The sequence below is a fragment of the Sphingomonas oryzagri genome (assembly GCF_029906645.1).
Taxonomy (GTDB): Bacteria; Pseudomonadota; Alphaproteobacteria; order Sphingomonadales; family Sphingomonadaceae; genus Solisphingomonas; species Solisphingomonas oryzagri.
In genome coordinates this window covers 494,103-510,090 of the sequence record NZ_JARYGZ010000002.1, presented here as the reverse complement: position 1 = coordinate 510,090, position 15,988 = coordinate 494,103, and the positions used below count along the sequence as shown (strand labels likewise).

The 15,988-nt window shown below is 67.4% G+C and carries 20 protein-coding genes and 2 tRNA genes; 12 read left to right on the top strand and 10 right to left on the bottom strand.

Going from position 1 to position 15,988, the window contains the following annotated elements:
* The first annotated feature begins 132 nt into the window (after positions 1–132).
* Positions 133–208 (top strand) — tRNA-Ala (locus QGN17_RS16605).
* Positions 209–227: 19 nt separating this feature from the next.
* On the opposite strand, the gene QGN17_RS16600 is transcribed toward QGN17_RS16605, so the two are convergent.
* Positions 228–443 carry a hypothetical protein gene (locus QGN17_RS16600; protein WP_281045703.1) on the bottom strand — a complete coding sequence of 72 codons (216 nt, stop codon included), beginning with the start codon at positions 441–443 and terminating at the stop codon, positions 228–230.
* A gap of 71 nt (positions 444–514) precedes the next feature.
* Between QGN17_RS16600 and QGN17_RS16595 the strand changes: the two genes are divergently transcribed.
* Positions 515–745, top strand: coding sequence for a hypothetical protein (locus QGN17_RS16595; protein ID WP_022692729.1), 231 nt, complete (start codon positions 515–517; stop codon positions 743–745).
* Positions 746–767: 22 nt separating this feature from the next.
* Here the strand turns inward: QGN17_RS16595 and QGN17_RS16590 are convergent.
* The 5 genes from QGN17_RS16590 to infA all read right to left on the bottom strand — a co-directional run bounded on the left by QGN17_RS16590 (position 768) and on the right by infA (position 2,853).
* A tRNA-Phe gene (locus tag QGN17_RS16590) sits at positions 768–843 on the bottom strand.
* 60 nt (positions 844–903) lie between these two features.
* Positions 904–1,080, bottom strand: a complete 177-nt coding sequence (yacG, locus tag QGN17_RS16585; protein WP_281045702.1) for a DNA gyrase inhibitor YacG — start codon at positions 1,078–1,080, stop codon at positions 904–906.
* Positions 1,067–2,023 (bottom strand): ribonuclease, encoded by a 957-nt coding sequence (locus tag QGN17_RS16580; protein ID WP_281045701.1) that lies wholly within the window; start codon positions 2,021–2,023, stop codon positions 1,067–1,069. Before QGN17_RS16580 ends, yacG begins: the two co-directional genes overlap by 14 nt.
* Positions 2,016–2,588, bottom strand: coding sequence for a Maf family protein (locus QGN17_RS16575; RefSeq protein WP_281045700.1), 573 nt, complete (start codon positions 2,586–2,588; stop codon positions 2,016–2,018). The genes QGN17_RS16580 and QGN17_RS16575 overlap by 8 nt, the downstream gene beginning before the upstream one ends.
* A gap of 46 nt (positions 2,589–2,634) precedes the next feature.
* Positions 2,635–2,853: a translation initiation factor IF-1 gene (gene infA, locus QGN17_RS16570; RefSeq protein WP_003049127.1), complete on the bottom strand. Its 219-nt coding sequence runs from the start codon at positions 2,851–2,853 to the stop codon at positions 2,635–2,637.
* A 171-nt stretch (positions 2,854–3,024) separates the two neighbouring features.
* Between infA and QGN17_RS16565 the strand changes: the two genes are divergently transcribed.
* The 6 genes from QGN17_RS16565 (at position 3,025) to QGN17_RS16540 (ending at position 8,600) form a co-directional block, all read left to right on the top strand.
* Positions 3,025–3,453: an RrF2 family transcriptional regulator gene (locus QGN17_RS16565; protein WP_026094916.1), complete on the top strand. Its 429-nt coding sequence runs from the start codon at positions 3,025–3,027 to the stop codon at positions 3,451–3,453.
* 116 nt (positions 3,454–3,569) lie between these two features.
* Positions 3,570–4,589 (top strand): sulfate ABC transporter substrate-binding protein, encoded by a 1,020-nt coding sequence (locus tag QGN17_RS16560; RefSeq protein WP_281045699.1) that lies wholly within the window; start codon positions 3,570–3,572, stop codon positions 4,587–4,589.
* 85 nt (positions 4,590–4,674) lie between these two features.
* Complete coding sequence (locus tag QGN17_RS16555) at positions 4,675–6,138, top strand: porin (protein ID WP_281045698.1); 1,464 nt, start codon at positions 4,675–4,677, stop codon at positions 6,136–6,138.
* Positions 6,138–7,013, top strand: coding sequence for a sulfate ABC transporter permease subunit CysT (cysT, locus tag QGN17_RS16550; protein ID WP_281045697.1), 876 nt, complete (start codon positions 6,138–6,140; stop codon positions 7,011–7,013). The genes QGN17_RS16555 and cysT overlap by 1 nt, the downstream gene beginning before the upstream one ends.
* Positions 7,010–7,846, top strand: a complete 837-nt coding sequence (cysW, locus tag QGN17_RS16545; protein WP_281045696.1) for a sulfate ABC transporter permease subunit CysW — start codon at positions 7,010–7,012, stop codon at positions 7,844–7,846. The genes cysT and cysW overlap by 4 nt, the downstream gene beginning before the upstream one ends.
* Positions 7,847–7,883: 37 nt before the next feature.
* Complete coding sequence (locus QGN17_RS16540) at positions 7,884–8,600, top strand: sulfate/molybdate ABC transporter ATP-binding protein (protein WP_051034895.1); 717 nt, start codon at positions 7,884–7,886, stop codon at positions 8,598–8,600.
* Positions 8,601–8,607: 7 nt separating this feature from the next.
* Here the strand turns inward: QGN17_RS16540 and QGN17_RS16535 are convergent, their stop codons facing one another.
* The 4 genes from QGN17_RS16535 to QGN17_RS16520 are packed head-to-tail and all read right to left on the bottom strand — an operon-like array spanning position 8,608 to position 10,680.
* Positions 8,608–8,811, bottom strand: a complete 204-nt coding sequence (locus QGN17_RS16535) for a putative signal transducing protein (protein ID WP_281045695.1) — start codon at positions 8,809–8,811, stop codon at positions 8,608–8,610.
* Positions 8,811–10,241, bottom strand: coding sequence for a metalloprotease TldD (gene tldD, locus QGN17_RS16530; RefSeq protein WP_281045694.1), 1,431 nt, complete (start codon positions 10,239–10,241; stop codon positions 8,811–8,813). The genes QGN17_RS16535 and tldD overlap by 1 nt, the downstream gene beginning before the upstream one ends.
* A gap of 55 nt (positions 10,242–10,296) precedes the next feature.
* Positions 10,297–10,512, bottom strand: coding sequence for a zinc-finger domain-containing protein (locus QGN17_RS16525; protein WP_281045693.1), 216 nt, complete (start codon positions 10,510–10,512; stop codon positions 10,297–10,299).
* Between the two features lie 24 nt (positions 10,513–10,536).
* The gene (locus QGN17_RS16520; protein ID WP_281045692.1) at positions 10,537–10,680 is read right to left on the bottom strand and encodes a hypothetical protein; all 144 of its coding nucleotides are present in this window, start codon (positions 10,678–10,680) and stop codon (positions 10,537–10,539) included.
* 207 nt (positions 10,681–10,887) lie between these two features.
* Here QGN17_RS16520 and zwf point away from each other — a divergent pair, with 207 nt between their 5' ends.
* The 4 genes from zwf to QGN17_RS16500 are packed head-to-tail and all read left to right on the top strand — an operon-like array spanning position 10,888 to position 15,980.
* Positions 10,888–12,381 (top strand): glucose-6-phosphate dehydrogenase, encoded by a 1,494-nt coding sequence (gene zwf, locus QGN17_RS16515; protein ID WP_281045691.1) that lies wholly within the window; start codon positions 10,888–10,890, stop codon positions 12,379–12,381.
* Complete coding sequence (gene pgl / locus QGN17_RS16510) at positions 12,374–13,072, top strand: 6-phosphogluconolactonase (protein ID WP_281045690.1); 699 nt, start codon at positions 12,374–12,376, stop codon at positions 13,070–13,072. Before zwf ends, pgl begins: the two co-directional genes overlap by 8 nt.
* 24 nt (positions 13,073–13,096) lie before the next feature.
* Positions 13,097–14,926 (top strand): phosphogluconate dehydratase, encoded by a 1,830-nt coding sequence (gene edd, locus QGN17_RS16505; protein WP_281045689.1) that lies wholly within the window; start codon positions 13,097–13,099, stop codon positions 14,924–14,926.
* Between the two features lie 46 nt (positions 14,927–14,972).
* Positions 14,973–15,980 (top strand): cation diffusion facilitator family transporter, encoded by a 1,008-nt coding sequence (locus QGN17_RS16500; protein ID WP_281045688.1) that lies wholly within the window; start codon positions 14,973–14,975, stop codon positions 15,978–15,980.
* The last annotated feature ends 8 nt before the right edge of the window (positions 15,981–15,988 follow it).

Below are 15,988 nucleotides of genomic sequence, written 5' to 3'. Positions count from 1 at the left end.
GTCGGAGCGGCCAGCGGAGAGCGGTTCGCGACCAATGACCAGGCGACCGCTGGCGATCATTTTGGGAGACGCCGCTTTTGCGCGTTGCAAGGCCGGAAAAGCGCCGCTAAAGGGAGCGCCCACCGGCGGTGCGGGGCTGTAGCTCAGATGGGAGAGCGCTGCAATCGCACTGCAGAGGTCAGGGGTTCGATTCCCCTCAGCTCCACCACGCCCGCCGGTTCTTCTCCTCAGTTGTCCACGTCGTCGATCAGGTGATCGAGCGCCTTGCGCGCGCCATTGGCGTATCCCGTGAAGGTGGCGGTCGCGACGCAGGCCTTGCGCGCCTGCCCGTCGATCGGGTGATCCCAGCCGCAGCGTGCCGTCGGCGCGAGCCCCAGATAATAGACATGGAACAGCACGGCGCCCGCGACGAGGCCGAACAGCAGGAGGATCAGCGAACGCATGATCGCTTCCTAACAGCCGCCGCTGCGCGCCGCCACTCGACAGACGCGGCGGATCGCGGCACGGGGCGGCCATGACAGGAACCGAATTGCGCGACCTGCTGGTCCGCGAAATCGCGCGCACCCATGGCGGCGGCGCGCAGCGCTGGCGCAAGGTCGCCGGCACGATCAAGGTCTATTCGCGCGACACGCACGCGCACTGCAACTGGGAAGCGCGGCCGACCGGCACCGCCTTCGAGATCGCGGTGGTCGAGCGGGCCAGCGACGGCCTGCGTGCCCGCCATCCGTTCGTCGAGGCAGGCTGACGGTTTCAGCGCTCTTGGGAAATGGTGCCCGGGGACGGAATCGAACCGCCGACACCGTGATTTTCAGTCACGTGCTCTACCAACTGAGCTACCCGGGCGTCGCGTCTGAAGCGAAGCGAGCGGCGCCTATAGGGACATGGAACCGTGCCTGTCCAGCCCTATTCCTGCTCGTCCGTCTCGGCGCGCGGGCCGGGCATGCGATAGCCTTCGCCCAGCCACTGCAGCAGATCGCGATCACGGCAGCCCTGGCCGCAGAAGGGGGCGTGCGCGGTGGCGACGGGCTTGCCGCAGACCGGGCAGCGCTCCGCGCGACGGATGGGATCAGGGTTCGACATGCCCGGCCGATATGGCGAGCACCGGCTCGGCCCGCAAGGCGACGGCGCCGCCGATCCGCCGGGCGAGCTGATCGATCCACTGGGAGCGGACGCGATCGATCACGGCAGGCGCACCGACGAGCGTGCGCGCGCCATGGCCGTGGCTCGCACCGCGCAGCAACCCCAGGGCTGCGGCCAGCGCCGGATCGGCGCGGATCAGCTCGGGGATCGAGGCGCGGGGGCGGGGCCGGACGATCTGGACGAAGCCGAAGCCATTGACCGCCGTGCGCTCGAACGGCTGCGGCAAGGCGGCGTCGATCGCCTCGGCGGCAGCGGCGCGCTCCGCCTTGGAACCCAGCGTCGGAAGATCGATGCCGATCGATCCGCCGATCGCCAGCCGGCGTACCGCCTGTGCCGACGCGCGCGCGCCAAGCACGGCCAGTTCCGCCGCCGGCAGCGGACCATCGACATCGAACAGCGCCATGGCCGGCGTGGGGGAGAGGCGCAGCGCCCCACCGGGAAAGTCGATCTCCCCGGTATCGGCCTGCTCGATCAGCTCGGACCAGCCGGCGCGCTCCAGCAGGTCCGGATCGTGCGCGGACAAGCGACGGGCATCGGGAAAGCGCTCGGCCAGCGTGGGCGCGGCGCGCTCCTCGGTCGCGTCGCTGGCACGGGCACGCGGCGGCTTGAGGCGGCCCGGCTCGGGAATCGCCTCGCGCACGATCTCGACCAGCAGGGTACGACCCTGGGACAATCCACGCGGCACCGATTCGAGCACGGCATCGCCCTGCGCGGTGGCGAGCCACGCCCCCTGCCCCACCCGTTCGCCGATCTTGGCGGCGACGATCGCGCCGACGCGCAGGCGATCGTCGAGCCGGTCGATCGCCGCTTCGAGAATGGTGTCGCCTTCGACAAGGGCGGCGCGATGTTCTCCGATTCCCTCGTCGAGGATCCATTCAGCCAAGGGTCAGTCCCGCGGCAACAAGCAGGGCGCGCGTCTCGAACAAGGGCAACCCCATCACGCCCGAATGGCTGCCGGCAAGGCTCTTCACGAAGCTCTCGGCAAAGCCCTGGATGGCGTAGCCGCCCGCCTTGCCGTGCCATTCGCCACCCGCGACATAAGCGTCGATCTCCTGCGGGGAGAGGCGTTTGAAGGCCAGCACGCTGGTCGATTCGCGATGGCGCGCCCGTCCCTCGCCATCGATCAGCGTCACCGTCGAATGGACGCGGTGGCGGCGGCCGGAGAGTAGGTCCAGACACTGGCGCGCGGTGCGCTCGTCCTCGGCCTTGGGCAGAATGCGGCGCCCGCAAGCAACCACCGTATCGGAGGCGAGCACCAGCGCGCCGGGGTGACGTGCGGCCACAACGGCCGCCTTCTCGGCAGCGAGGCGGCGGGCATGGGGCAGTGGCAGCTCCAGCCGGCGCGGACTCTCGTCCACGTCGGCGGGGTCGATGGCGTCGGGCGCGATGCCGAGCCGCGCCAGCAACTCCAGCCGGCGCGGACTGGCGGACGCCAGAACGAAGCGCATATCGGAACCCCCGTTTTGCGAAGCGCAGGTCACCCCCGCGCTCCGATTACTTGAAGCGGTAGGTGATGCGGCCCTTGGTGAGATCGTAGGGCGTCAGCTCGACGAGCACCTCGTCGCCGACCAGCACGCGGATGCGATTCTTGCGCATCTTGCCGGCGGTGTGACCCAGAATCTCGTGGTCATTTTCGAGGCGCACGCGGAACATGGCGTTGGGCAGAAGCTCCACCACCTGGCCACGCATCTCGAGAAGTTCTTCTTTCGCCATCAATCCTCGTACGTTCAAAGCGTCTTACAATTGGCGCGCGCCATAGCCGCTGGCGCGCAATAAGGAAAGCGTCGCGCGGTGAGGCCATTTCGCCGCGTCAAGACGAAATCGCTTTTTCGACGAACTGCTTCATTGCCGAGCAAGGTGCTGGGGAATAAGGCGGTCCCCGTCATGCTCGCCCAGAAGACCCGCTATGCGCTGCGTGCGCTGCTCTACCTCGCAGAAGCCGATCACGGCCGATCGGTGCAGGTCGCTGACATCGCCGCGACACAGCAGGTGCCGCGAAAGTATCTGGAGCTGATCCTGCTCGATCTCAAGAAGGCGGGCATGGTGACGAGCCGGCGCGGCCCCGGCGGCGGCTACGTGCTGGCGCGCAAGCCTGCGGAGATCAGCTTCGCCGAGGTGATCCGGCTGATGGACGGCCCGCTGGCACTGGTGCCCTGCGCCAGCCTCAATTTCTACGCGCGCTGCGGCGATTGCCACGACGAGGCGACCTGCGCGATCCGCAGGGTGATGGCACAGGTGCGCACCGAGGCCGATCGCATCCTTTCCGGCACGACTCTGGCCGACGCCGCCGCGATCGAGACGCTCGCCGCCTGAACCTGTCATGCGACGCTGGTAGAAAGCGCGGCTTGGGGTTGGTGAAGTTTTCTCTATTTCTCGACTGTAGAAATAGGAAATAGCCTTCTCGCGACCTTATCGGGGAAGGAACCGTCATGTATCGCCGCTTCATTCTTGCCGGCATCGCCGCTTCGCTGGTCGCCGGGCCGATCGCGCTGTCCGCCGCCGCCGCCGCGCCTGCGCCCGTCGAGATCCTCAACGTCTCCTACGATCCGACCCGAGAACTCTATCAGGATATCGACGCCGCCTTTGCGAAGGACTGGAAGGCGAAGACCGGGCAGGACGTCACCATCCGCCAGAGCCACGGCGGTTCGGGCGCGCAGGCGCGTTCGGTCATCGAGGGATCGCCCGCCGACGTGGTGACGCTGGCGCTCGGCTACGATATCGATTCGATCGCGCAGAAGGCGAAGCTGCTGCCGGCCAACTGGCAGAGCCGCCTGCCGCACAATTCCACGCCTTATTATTCGACGATCGTGTTCCTCGTCCGCAAGGGCAACCCCAAGGGCATCAAGGACTGGGGCGACCTGATCAAGCCGGGCGTGCAGGTGATCACGCCCAACCCCAAGACCTCGGGCGGGGCGCGCTGGAATTATCTGGCAGCGTGGGGCTACGCGCAGAAGACCTATGGCCCCAAGGCCAAGGATTACATGATCAAGCTGTTCAAGAACGTGCCGGTGCTCGATTCGGGCGCGCGCGGGGCGACCACCACCTTCGTCGAGCGCGGGCAGGGCGACGTGCTGCTGGCGTGGGAGAACGAGGCGTTCCTCGCGGTCAACCAGCTCGGCCAGGGCAAGTTCGACATCGTGGTGCCGTCGGTCTCGATCCGCGCCGAGCCGCCGGTCTCAATCGTCGACAAGAATGTCGACCAGAAGGGCACGCGCAAGGTGGCGACCGCCTATCTGAACTATCTCTACACGCGGCCCGCGCAGCAGATCATCGCCAAGGATTATTACCGGCCGATCGATCCGGTGGTGGCGAAGCAATATGCCGCCAAGTTCCCGCGCCTCCAGCTTTTCACCATCGATCGCAATTTCGGCGGCTGGGCCAGGGCGCAGGCCGCGCATTTCGCCGACGGCGCGGCCTTCGACCAGATCTTCGCCGCTGCCAAGCACTGAGGTACAGTGCGCAGGCCAGGCGGGGGCGCTGAGAGCGCAGCACCCCCGCCCCGCCTGAGAACGAGATAAAGAGGGGCTTTTCATCATGCGAAACCTGCTGCTCGGCGGGGCGTCCATCGTGGCGCTCGCCGCTTCCCCGGCGCTTGCCGCCAAACCCGTCTCCAATGCCGCCATTCTGGAGCGCCTGAACGCGCTCGAAGCCAAGGTCGACGCGCTTCAGGCCGAGAATGCGGACCTCCACCGCCAGCTCGACCAGCAGCAGGCGACGGTCGCCACCATCCCTTCGCAGGTGACGACGGCGGTCGCTGCCGCAGCCCCTCCACCGCCGCCGCCCGTCCCGGCGCTGCCCAAGCAGACGCAGACCGCCTGGTCCTACGTGCCGCAATTCACTTCGCCGGACGGCAATTTCACCTTTAAGCCGCGCGGCATCCTCGATGTCGACTATGCCGCCTTCAACGAGCGCAAGGGCGGCTACGACTATAATAACGGCACTCAGATCCGGCGCGGCCGCTTCGGCTTCGACGGCACCGCGTTCAAACAGATCGCCTGGCGGCTCGAGGCCGAGTGGGTCGGCGGGCAAACCACCCTGCTCGATGCCTATGTCGCCTATACCGGGGTGAAGAACCTCACCATCACCGCCGGCCAGCTTAAGATACCGGCGGGCCTGGAAGCCAACAGCCCGGACGCGTTCAACGAGTTCATGGAACGCGGCATGGCCAACACCGCGTTCGGCGCGGTGGGCGGCGAGCGCCGCGTCGGCCTGACCGTCGGCTACGCGAACAAATGGCTGACCGCGACAGGCGGCCTCTACGGCGCGAACGAATCGATCAGCCGCAACGCCACCACACCGGACGAGGTGTGGGGCTATAACGGCCGCGTGACGGTCGAGCCGATCAACGACGCGCGCCACCTGATCCACCTCGGCGCGTCCGCCTATCACGTGAAGGATCTCGCCGGAAATTCGGTGACGCTCGCCGATCGCCCCAATGTGCGCGTCGACAACGGCAATATCGAATCGGTGACGATCGCCGGCACCAACCCCGCCGGCGGCCCGCAGACCGGCGTCAGCAACGCGACCTATTACGGGTTCGAGGGTGCCGCCGTGTACGGCCCCTTCTCGGTGCAGGGCGAATATAACCACATGCACCTCGACCAGTTCGGGGCAGCGCCGTCGCTCAACTTCGACGGCTGGTACGCCTTCGGGTCGCTGTTCCTCACCGGCGAATCGCGCACCTTCCGCGGCGGCGCGATCGACCGGCTCAAGCCCATCCGTCCCTTTGACCCCCTCAAGGGAAACTGGGGTGCCTTCGAGCTGGCCGTGCGCTACGACCGCCTCAACCTGACCGAGCACGCGCTGTCGCCGCTCGATCATGACGCCCATGCGTGGACCGCCGCGCTGAACTGGTATCTGACGGGGAACGTGAAGGTGCTCTTCAACTATATCCGCTTTGAAGGGCAGAATTCGCCGCTCGTCGCGGCCCCCGTCTCGCTCAACGGCACCACCGCGAAGGGCGATGCCTTCGCGACGAGGTTGCATTTCGACTTCTGATGACCACTGCGCCGGCTCTCTCCACGCCCGTGACGGCGAGCCGGCGCAAACGGGCGCGCTCGGCCATGCCGGGCCTCGGCCTTACGCTCGGCATGACGATGCTGTGGCTGGGGCTGCTCGTGCTGCTGCCGCTGGCAGCAGTGCTGATCCGCTCGCTCAGCCTCGGCCCGGTCCATTTCGCGGAGGTGGCGTTTTCGCCGCGCGCTCTCGCCGCCTATCGTCTGAGCTTCGGCGCCGCTTTGGGCGCGGCGGCGATCAACGGCGTGTTCGGCACGCTGATCGCCTGGGTGCTCGTGCGCTATTCCTTCCCCGGCAAGAAGCTGGCGAGCGCGCTGGTCGATCTGCCCTTCGCATTGCCGACGGCGGTGGCGGGCATCGCGCTCACCGCCATCTACGCGAACACCGGCTTCGTCGGCGGGGCGCTGGAGAAGGTCGGCATCAAGATCGCCTACACGCCGGCCGGCGTGGTGGTGGCGATGGTGTTCATCGGCCTGCCCTTCGTGGTCCGCACGATCGAGCCGGTGCTGGCCGATCTGGGCAAGGATATCGAAGAGGCCGCCGCGACGCTCGGCGCGAACCGGCTCACCATCTTCCGCCGCGTGCTGCTGCCCGAGATCATGCCGGCCCTGCTCACCGGCTTCGCGCTCGCCTTCGCGCGCGGGGTGGGCGAATATGGCTCGGTGATCTTCATCGCCGGCAACATGCCCTTCCAGTCCGAGATCGCGCCGCTGCTGATCGTGACGCAACTCGAACAGTTCGATTATGAGGGCGCCACCGCCATCGCGGCGGTGATGCTGGTCGTCTCCTTCCTGATGCTGGCGGCGATCAACGGCATCCAGGCGCGCGAGCGCAAATGGCGGAGTACCGGCCAGTGAGGAAGGCGACCACCGAGCCGGCGCCGATCCGCGCACTCCTCATCGGCATTGCTTTCCTGTGGCTGGCACTGATCATCTTCGCGCCACTGGTCGCCGTTTTCGCGCAGGCCTTTTCCAAGGGCTTGAGTGCGTTCGCCGACGCACTGGTGCAACCCGATGCCTGGGCCTCGATCAAACTCACCCTGCTCACCGCCGCGATCACGGTGCCGATCAACAGCGTGTTCGGCATGGCCGCCGCCTGGGCGATCTCCAAGCACGATTTCCGGGGACGTCAGCTGCTGGTCAACTTGATCGACCTGCCCTTCTCTGTCTCGCCGGTGGTGGCTGGGCTGATGTTCGTGCTGCTGTTCGGCGCCAACGGCTGGTTCGGGCCGTTCCTGATGAGCCACGGCATCCGCATCATGTTCGCGGTGCCGGCGATCGTGATCGCGACCACCTTCGTCACCTTCCCCTTCGTGGCGCGCGAACTGATCCCGCTCATGACCGCGCAAGGCCGAGCAGAAGAGGAGGCGGCGCTGACGCTTGGCGCGGGCGGCTTCCAGACCTTCTGGCACGTGACCTTGCCCAACATCCGCTGGGGGCTGCTCTACGGCGTGCTGCTCACCAACGCGCGCGCGATGGGCGAGTTCGGTGCGGTGTCGGTGGTGTCGGGCCATATCCGGGGCCTCACCAACACGATGCCGCTGCACGTCGAAGTGCTCTACAACGAATATAATTTCACGGCCGCGTTCGCCGTCGCCTCGCTGCTCGCCGGCCTCGCGCTGGTGACGCTGGGCGTGAAGGCGCTGCTGGAGTGGCGCTACGCCGACCAGCTTTCGGCGACGGGACACTAAGCGATCGCTTGCCGATCGCGACCAACAGAGACCTGAGATGACGATTACCATCGACGCCATCACCAAGACCTTCGACACAAGCTCGGCGCTCAACGGCGTCAGCCTCGAGATCGAGGATGGCAGCTTCGTCGCGCTGCTCGGTCCCTCGGGCTCGGGCAAGACGACCCTCCTGCGCATCATCGCGGGGCTGGAGACGGCCGATTCGGGCCATATCCTCTTCCACGGCGAGGACGTGACCGACCGATCGGTGCAGGATCGCAAGATCGGCTTCGTGTTCCAGCACTATGCCCTGTTCCGTCACATGACGGTGGCCGAAAACATCGCGTTCGGGCTGACCGTGATGAAAGGCAAGGCGCGGCCGAAAAAGGCTGCGATCGCGGCGCGGGTGCAGGAACTGCTCGATCTCGTCCAGCTGCCCGATCTCGGCAAGCGCTTCCCCTCGCAGCTGTCGGGCGGCCAGCGGCAGCGCGTGGCGCTCGCCCGCGCGCTGGCCCGTGAGCCGGACATCCTGTTGCTCGACGAACCCTTCGGCGCGCTCGACGCCAAGGTCCGCCGCGAACTCCGCGTGGCCCTGCGGGAGATCCATGATCGCGTCGGCCTCACCTCGATCTTCGTGACGCACGATCGCGAGGAGGCCTTCGCGCTGGCCGACAAGGTGGCGATCCTGTCGAACGGCAAGATCGAACAGTATGACACGCCCAAGCAGGTCGAGGAAAATCCCGCGACGCCGTTCGTGCACGACTTCGTGATCTGATCCCGATCTAGTCGGGCTCGCCAAGCAACCGCATCGCGAGCGCCTCGTCCGCCTCGGGCACCATCAGCCGCGCGGGGGTGAGGCCGCCGAGGCCGATGCTGGCGACGCCACCATCGAACAGCACCGCCTCGATCCCCTCGGCCGCCAGCCGGGCGCGCGCCATCTCGGCGATCATCGCATTGGGAAAGGTCTCGACCTCGACCAGAGCCATCAGGCGGCGGCCGTACCGCCGACCGTCAGGCGATCGATCAGCAGGGTCGGCTGGCCGACCCCGGCCGGCACCGACTGCCCGCCCTTGCCGCAGATGCCGATGCCCTCGTCCAGCGCCATGTCGTTGCCGATCGCCTGGACGCGGGTGAGGACCGACGGGCCGTCGCCGATCAAAGTCGCGCCCTTGATCGGGGCGCCGAGCTTGCCGTTCTCGATCCGGTAAGCCTCGGTGCAGGAGAAGACGAACTTGCCCGACGTGATGTCCACCTGCCCGCCGCCGAAGCTCTTGGCGTAGATGCCATTCTTCACGCGACCAAGGATCTCGGCTGGGTCGTCCTGGCCGCCCAGCATGAAGGTGTTGGTCATGCGCGGCATCGGGGCGTGGGCGAAGCTCTCGCGACGGCCGTTGCCGGTGGCGGGCACGCCCATCAGCCGGGCGTTCAGCCGGTCCTGCATATAGCCTTTCAGGATGCCGTCCTCGATCAAGGTGTTGGCCTGGGTCGGCGTGCCCTCGTCGTCGATCGAGAGCGAGCCGCGCCGCTCGCCGAGCGAGCCATCGTCGATCACGGTGACGCCCGGCGCCGCCACCCGCTCGCCGATGCGGCCCGAGAAGGCCGACGAGCCCTTGCGGTTGAAATCGCCTTCGAGGCCATGGCCGATCGCTTCGTGGAGCAGCACGCCGGGCCAGCCGGAGCCGCACACCACGGTCATCTCGCCGGCCGGCGCCGCGACCGCTTCCAGATTGACCAAGGCCTGCGCCAGCGCCTCGTCGATCGCGCGCTCCCACGTCGCGGTCTCGAACAGGCGATCGTAAAGGTAGCGGCCGCCCAGCCCGAAGAAGCCCGCCTCGCGTCGGCCGTTCTGCTCGGCGACGATCGAGACGTTGAGGCGCACCAGCGGGCGTACGTCGGTGGCGAGGAAGCCGTCCGGCCGCACGATCTCGACCACGCTCCACGAGCCGGAGAGACCGACCGAGACCTGCGCGACGCGCGGATCGCGCGCACGGGCCATCGCGTCGATACGCTGGCACAGATCGACCTTCTTGGCGAAGGGCACCAGATCGAGCGGATTCGCCTCGCCGTAGAGATGGCGGTTGGTGCGCGTCGGCGGCGCGGACTTCTGCCCCTTGGCCGGATCGAGCAGACGCATCGTCTCGGCGGCGCGCAGGATGGCGCGTTCGCTGATCTCGTTGGCGTGAGCGAAGGCGGTCGTCTCGCCCGACACACCGCGCAGGCCGAAGCCGGACTGGGTGGTGAAATCGGCGGTCTTCAACCGGCCGTCGTCGAACCCGAAGCTCTCCGACGCCAGATATTGGAGGTAGAGTTCGCCATCGTCGCAGGCGCCGAGCGTGCTGGCGGCGAGACGCTGGGCCGCATCCGGGTCCAGCCCGTCGCGATAGAGGAAGGAGCGGGGATCGGAGAGGCTGATCATGCCTGCCGATATAGGCGCGGGCAGGCGCCAGTGAAACCCACCGAAGCCAAAGCCGTCAGGCGGCTTCCGAATGGTCCGCCGGGCCGCCGATCAGCACGAAGCGGCGATCACAATAGCCGCATTCGACGAAGCCTTCCTCGTCGATTTCCAGAAACACGCGCGGATGGCCGAGCGCGGCACCGGTGGGAATGTCGCTGGCGCCGTCGCAGATGACGCGCGAGGCATTGACGCGGATGGTTTCGGGCGGTTGGTTGCTCACGAGCCGCCGCATAGCAAGCGGGCGCGCATCGATCAATCAGGCGATGAGCGCGGGCGCCGATGCGGTGACAGGCGCGGCGCGCGGCACCTCGACCACCGTGACGAGCAGCGCGAGCAGCACGGCGGCGGCAAACGCGAAACGCGAGCGGCGGGCGAAGCTGGGAATGGCGGCCTGGGTCATGCGCGGGATAATTGCGCGGAATGCCTAACGACTCGTGAAAAAGCAGGGTTAACGCCCATATTCTGCCTCGCGACACCCTTCGCGAGATCCAGCCAAGGCGAACGACATGGAGAGATCGAATAAAGACAACGCTGCCATCTGGCCTTTTGCGCGGCGTTGCGCCAAAGGGGTGCCGCGCTCGTCAGAAGCCGCGTCGAGGGAGCCTGCATGACCGACGCTTTCGCCCGTACCCCGCCTTCCGCCGTCCTTCCGGCGACTCGCCTACTGCTGTTCGGCGCGACCGGCGACCTGTCGCAGCGGATGCTGCTGCCGTCGCTTTTCTCGCTCCATGCCGAAAAGCTGATCGGCCCGGACCTCAAGATCATCGGCACCGCGCGGTCCGATCTGGACGATGCGGGCTTCCGCGCCGCCGCCGCCGAAGCGCTGGACAAGTTCCTGTCGCCCGAGGCGCGCGTGCCCGACGCGATCCCCTCCTTCCTCGACCGGCTGCACTATGTGCCGCTCGACGCCTCCAAGCCGGAGAGCTTCTCGGCCCTGTCCGGCGTAATGGGCGACGATCCCAACCAGCACACCGCCATCTATCTGTCGACCGCACCGTCACTCTTCGGATCGACGATCGCGGGGCTGCAGAAGGCGGGGCTGGACGGCCCGAACTGTCGCATCGGCCTCGAAAAGCCGCTCGGCCACGATCTCGCCTCCTCCGCGGTGATCAACGACGCGGTGGCGGCCGCTTATACCGAGGGGCAGACGTTCCGCATCGATCACTATCTCGGCAAGGAAACCGTCCAGAACCTGCTGGCGCTGCGCTTCGGCAACCGCATGTTCGAGCCGCTGTGGAATGCCGAGAATATCGAGCATGTCCAGATCACCGTCTCGGAGACGGTCGGCCTGGAAGGCCGCGTCTCTTATTATGACGGCGTCGGCGCGCTGCGCGACATGCTGCAGAACCACATGCTCCAGCTGCTCGCGCTGGTGGCGATGGAGGCCCCGGCGCGATTCGGTCCGCGGTCCGTGCGCGACGAAAAGGTGAAGGTGCTGCGCTCGCTCCGGCCGATCGACCGGGCCACGGTGGCGACCCACACCGTGCGCGGCCAATATACCGAGGGTGCCGTCGGCGGGAAATCGGTGCCCGGCTATATCGACGAGCTGAAGCAGCCTTCCGGCACCGAAACCTTCGTGGCGGTGAAGGCGCATGTCGACAACTGGCGCTGGCACGGCGTGCCCTTCTACCTGCGCACCGGCAAGCGCCTGCCCAACCGGCACAGCGAGATCGTCATCCAGTTCCGCGAGGTGCCCCACTCGATCTTCGCCGGGCGCGGCGCGGTGCTGCAATCGAACAAGCTGGTCATCCGCCTCCAGCCGGAAGAGAATATCCGGCTGACGGTGATGGCCAAGGAGCCGGGCCTCGATCGCGAGGGCATCCGGCTTCGCGAGGTTCCGCTCGATCTCTCGCTTACCACCGCCTTCGCCGGTTTCCGTCGCCGTATAGCGTATGAGCGGCTGCTGCTCGATCTGATCGAGGGCGATCCCACCCTGTTCGTCCGCCGCGACGAGGTGGAGGCGCAATGGCAGTGGATCGATGCTATCCGCGACGGCTGGGACGCCGCGAACGTCACCCCCCGCCCCTATTCGGCGGGAACCTGGGGGCCGTCCGCCGCGATTGCCCTCACCGAACGCGATGGAGTGCATTGGAATGATTGAGGCCGAATGGTGGGATTACGATAATGCCGAGGAGCTGGCCGAACAGCTCGCCGGCGATATCGGCTTCATCATCGAAAGCGCGATCGACGCGCGCAACGAATGTCTGCTGGCGCTGCCCGGCGGCAAGTCGCCGATCCCGGTGTTCGAGAAGCTGAAGACCCAGAAATTCCCTTGGAAGAAGATCACGATCGTGCCGGGCGACGACCGGCTGGTCGACGTCACCGATCCGCTGAGCAACGCCAACCTGCTGGCGCGCAACTTCATGCCGCTGGGCGCCCGCGTGATCCCGCTGGCGTCCGCCAATCTTGGCGTGCGGCAGGCGGGCGAGGCGGCGGATGCGCGCCTTGCCGACCTGCACTGGCCGCCGGATCTCGTCTGGCTCGGCATGGGCACCAACGGCCACACTGCCTCGATCTTCCACGGCCCCGATTATGACGAGGCGCTGTCGTCCAAGAAGAAGGCGATCGGTCTCACCCCCGATCCGCTGCCGCCCGAAGCCCCCGTGGCCCGCGTGACGCTGACCCGCTCGGCGATCCTGGCGGCCCGCTCGATCTTCATCACGATCGACGGCGACGAGAAGAAGCGCGTGCTGGAAGAAGCGCTGGAGGAAGGCGCCAAGTCCGACTGGCCGATCGGCCGCGTGCTGGCCGACGCCGAACAGTCCATCGACATCCACTGGCGGAAGAAGTGACGCCCCGCCGCACGAAAGACTGAGATGACCACTCTCCACCCCGCCGTTCACGCCGTCACCCAGCGCATCGTCGAGCGGTCCAAGCCGACGCGCGAGCGCTATCTCGATCTGATCGAGCGGGAGCGGGAGCGCGGGGTGGACCGGTCGCGCATGGGCTGCGGCAATCTCGCTCACGGCTTCGCCGCCTCGGGCGAGGACAAGGCCGTGATCCGCGACGGCGGCGCGATGAACATCGGCATCGTCACCGCCTATAACGACATGCTGTCGGCGCATCAGCCTTACTATCGCTACCCCGAGCAGATGAAGCTGTGGGCGCGCGAGGTCGGCGCCACCGCGCAGGTGGCGGGCGGCGTGCCGGCGATGTGCGACGGCGTGACGCAGGGTCTGCCGGGCATGGACCTGTCGCTGTTCAGCCGCGACACGATCGCGCTCTCCACCGCCGTCGGCCTGTCGCACGGCATGTTCGAGGGCGTCGCGATGCTCGGCATCTGCGACAAGATCGTGCCGGGCCTGCTGATCGGCGCGCTGCGCTTCGGCCACCTGCCGGCGCTGCTGATCCCGGCCGGGCCGATGCCTTCGGGCCTTGCCAACAAGGAGAAGCAGCGCGTCCGCCAGCTCTATGCCGAGGGCAAATGCGGGCGCGAGGAGCTGCTGGAGGCCGAATCGGCCTCCTACCACGGCGCCGGCACCTGCACCTTCTACGGCACCGCCAACTCCAACCAGATGATGATGGAGATGATGGGGCTGCACGTGCCGCAGTCCGCCTTCGTCAATCCGGGCACCAAGCTGCGCCAGGCGCTGACCCGCGCCGCCGTCCACCGACTCGCCGAGATCGGGCTGGGCGGTTCGGACTACCGGCCGCTGGGGCATGTCGTCGACGAGAAGGCGATCGTGAACGCCGCGATCGGCCTGCTCGCCACGGGTGGCTCGACCAACCATGCCATCCACCTGCCCGCCATCGCGCGCGCGGCGGGGATCGTGATGGACTGGGAGGATCTCGATCGCCTCTCTTCCACCGTGCCGCTGCTGGCGCGCGTCTATCCCAACGGATCGGGCGACGTGAACCACTTTCAGGCGGCGGGCGGGCTGGCCTACATCACCAAGACGCTGCTGGAGCATGGCCTGCTCCACGGCGACATCCTGACGATCGCGAAGGGTGGCTTCGCCGATTACACCGCCGATCCCCGCCTGATCGACGACCAACTGGTGTGGGAGCCGACGCCCGACCAGCCGCTCGACGAGGCGATGGTCCGCCCCGCCTCCAACCCGTTCCAGCCCGATGGCGGGATGCGGCTGGTGAAGGGCAATCTCGGCCGCGCCGTGTTCAAGACGAGCGCGGTCGATCCCGCACGCTGGACGATCGAGGCGCCGGCGCGCGTCTTCGCCGACCAGAACGAGGTGCTGGCCGCGTTCAAGGCGGGCGAGCTGGAGCGCGACGTCGTCGTCGTCGTGCGCTTCCAGGGCCCGCGCGCCACCGGCATGCCCGAACTGCACAAGCTGACCACCCCGCTCGGCGTGCTGCAGGATCGCGGCTTCCGCGTCGCTTTGGTGACCGACGGGCGCATGTCCGGCGCATCGGGCAAGGTGCCGGCGGCGATCCACGTCTCCCCGGAAGCGCTCGGCGGCGGACCGCTCGCCAAGGTGCAGGACGGTGACATGATCCGCCTGTCGGCCGAGGAAGGCTCGCTGGAGGCGCTGGTCGATTTCGACGAGTGGGAAGCCCGCCAGATCGCGGACGCGCCCCCGCCGCCGCTCGGCACCGGCCGCGAACTGTTCGCCTTCATGCGCATCGGTGCCGACGAGGCGGAGAAGGGCGGATCGGCGATGCTGGCAGCGATGGACACCATAGTCTGACCGACTTGTCATGTTGCGGCGTGGCGCTTTGCGCTAAGCAGGCGGCATGAGCGCGCACGACCATCACGGCAACGACCACCATGACCACCGCCATGACCACCACGATCATGGGCATAGTCATGGTCACGGGCATAGCCACGGCCATGGCCACCATCATCACGGCCCCGGCGGCCATCACGATCATGCCGCCGGCGCCAGCGCCAATCGGATCGCGATCGCGCTGGGGCTGAACCTCTCGGTGCTGGGTGCGGAGCTGCTTGGCGCCTGGTATTTCGGAAGCCTCGCGCTTCTCTCCGACGCCGCGCACATGTTCACCGATGCGGCGGGCCTTGCCATCGCGCTCGCCGCGCTCGCCATCGCCAAGCGACCGGCCGACGACAAGCGCAGCTTCGGTTATCGCCGCTTCGAGATCCTCGCGGCCGCCTTCAACGCCGTGCTGCTGTTCATCGTCGGCGGCTTCGTGCTGGTCGAGGGCATCCGGCGCTTCTTCGATCCGGTGCCGGTCGCCTCGCTCGGCATGATGACGGTGGCGGGGCTGGGCCTCGTCGCCAATATCATCGCCATGGCGGTGCTGTCGGGCGGACGCGGCCATTCGATGGCGGTGAAGGGCGCCTATCTGGAGGTGATGGCCGACGCGCTCGGCTCGCTCGCCGTCATCATCGGCGCGGGCGCGATCTGGGCGACCGGGCTGCAATGGATCGATCCGCTGATCGGCATCGGTATCGCGCTGTGGGTGCTGCCACGCACCTGGGCGCTGTTGCGCGACACCACGCAGATCCTGCTGGAGGGCGTACCGGCGCGACTGTCGCTCACCGAGGTGCGCGAGGCGCTGGCGGGCCATGACGGCGTCGGCGGCGTGCACGATCTCCACCTCTGGTCGCTGGCCGGCGACGATGCCTCGCTGACGGCGCATGTCGAACTGGTCGACGATGTGGAACCCGAAGGCGTGCGTGTGGCTTTGATCCGCATGCTGGACGTGCGCTTCTCGGTTCGCCATGTGACTCTCCAGCTCGAGCAAGGGCCGTGCTGCGAGACGGGGCATCTGCATCCATGATTTGGTTT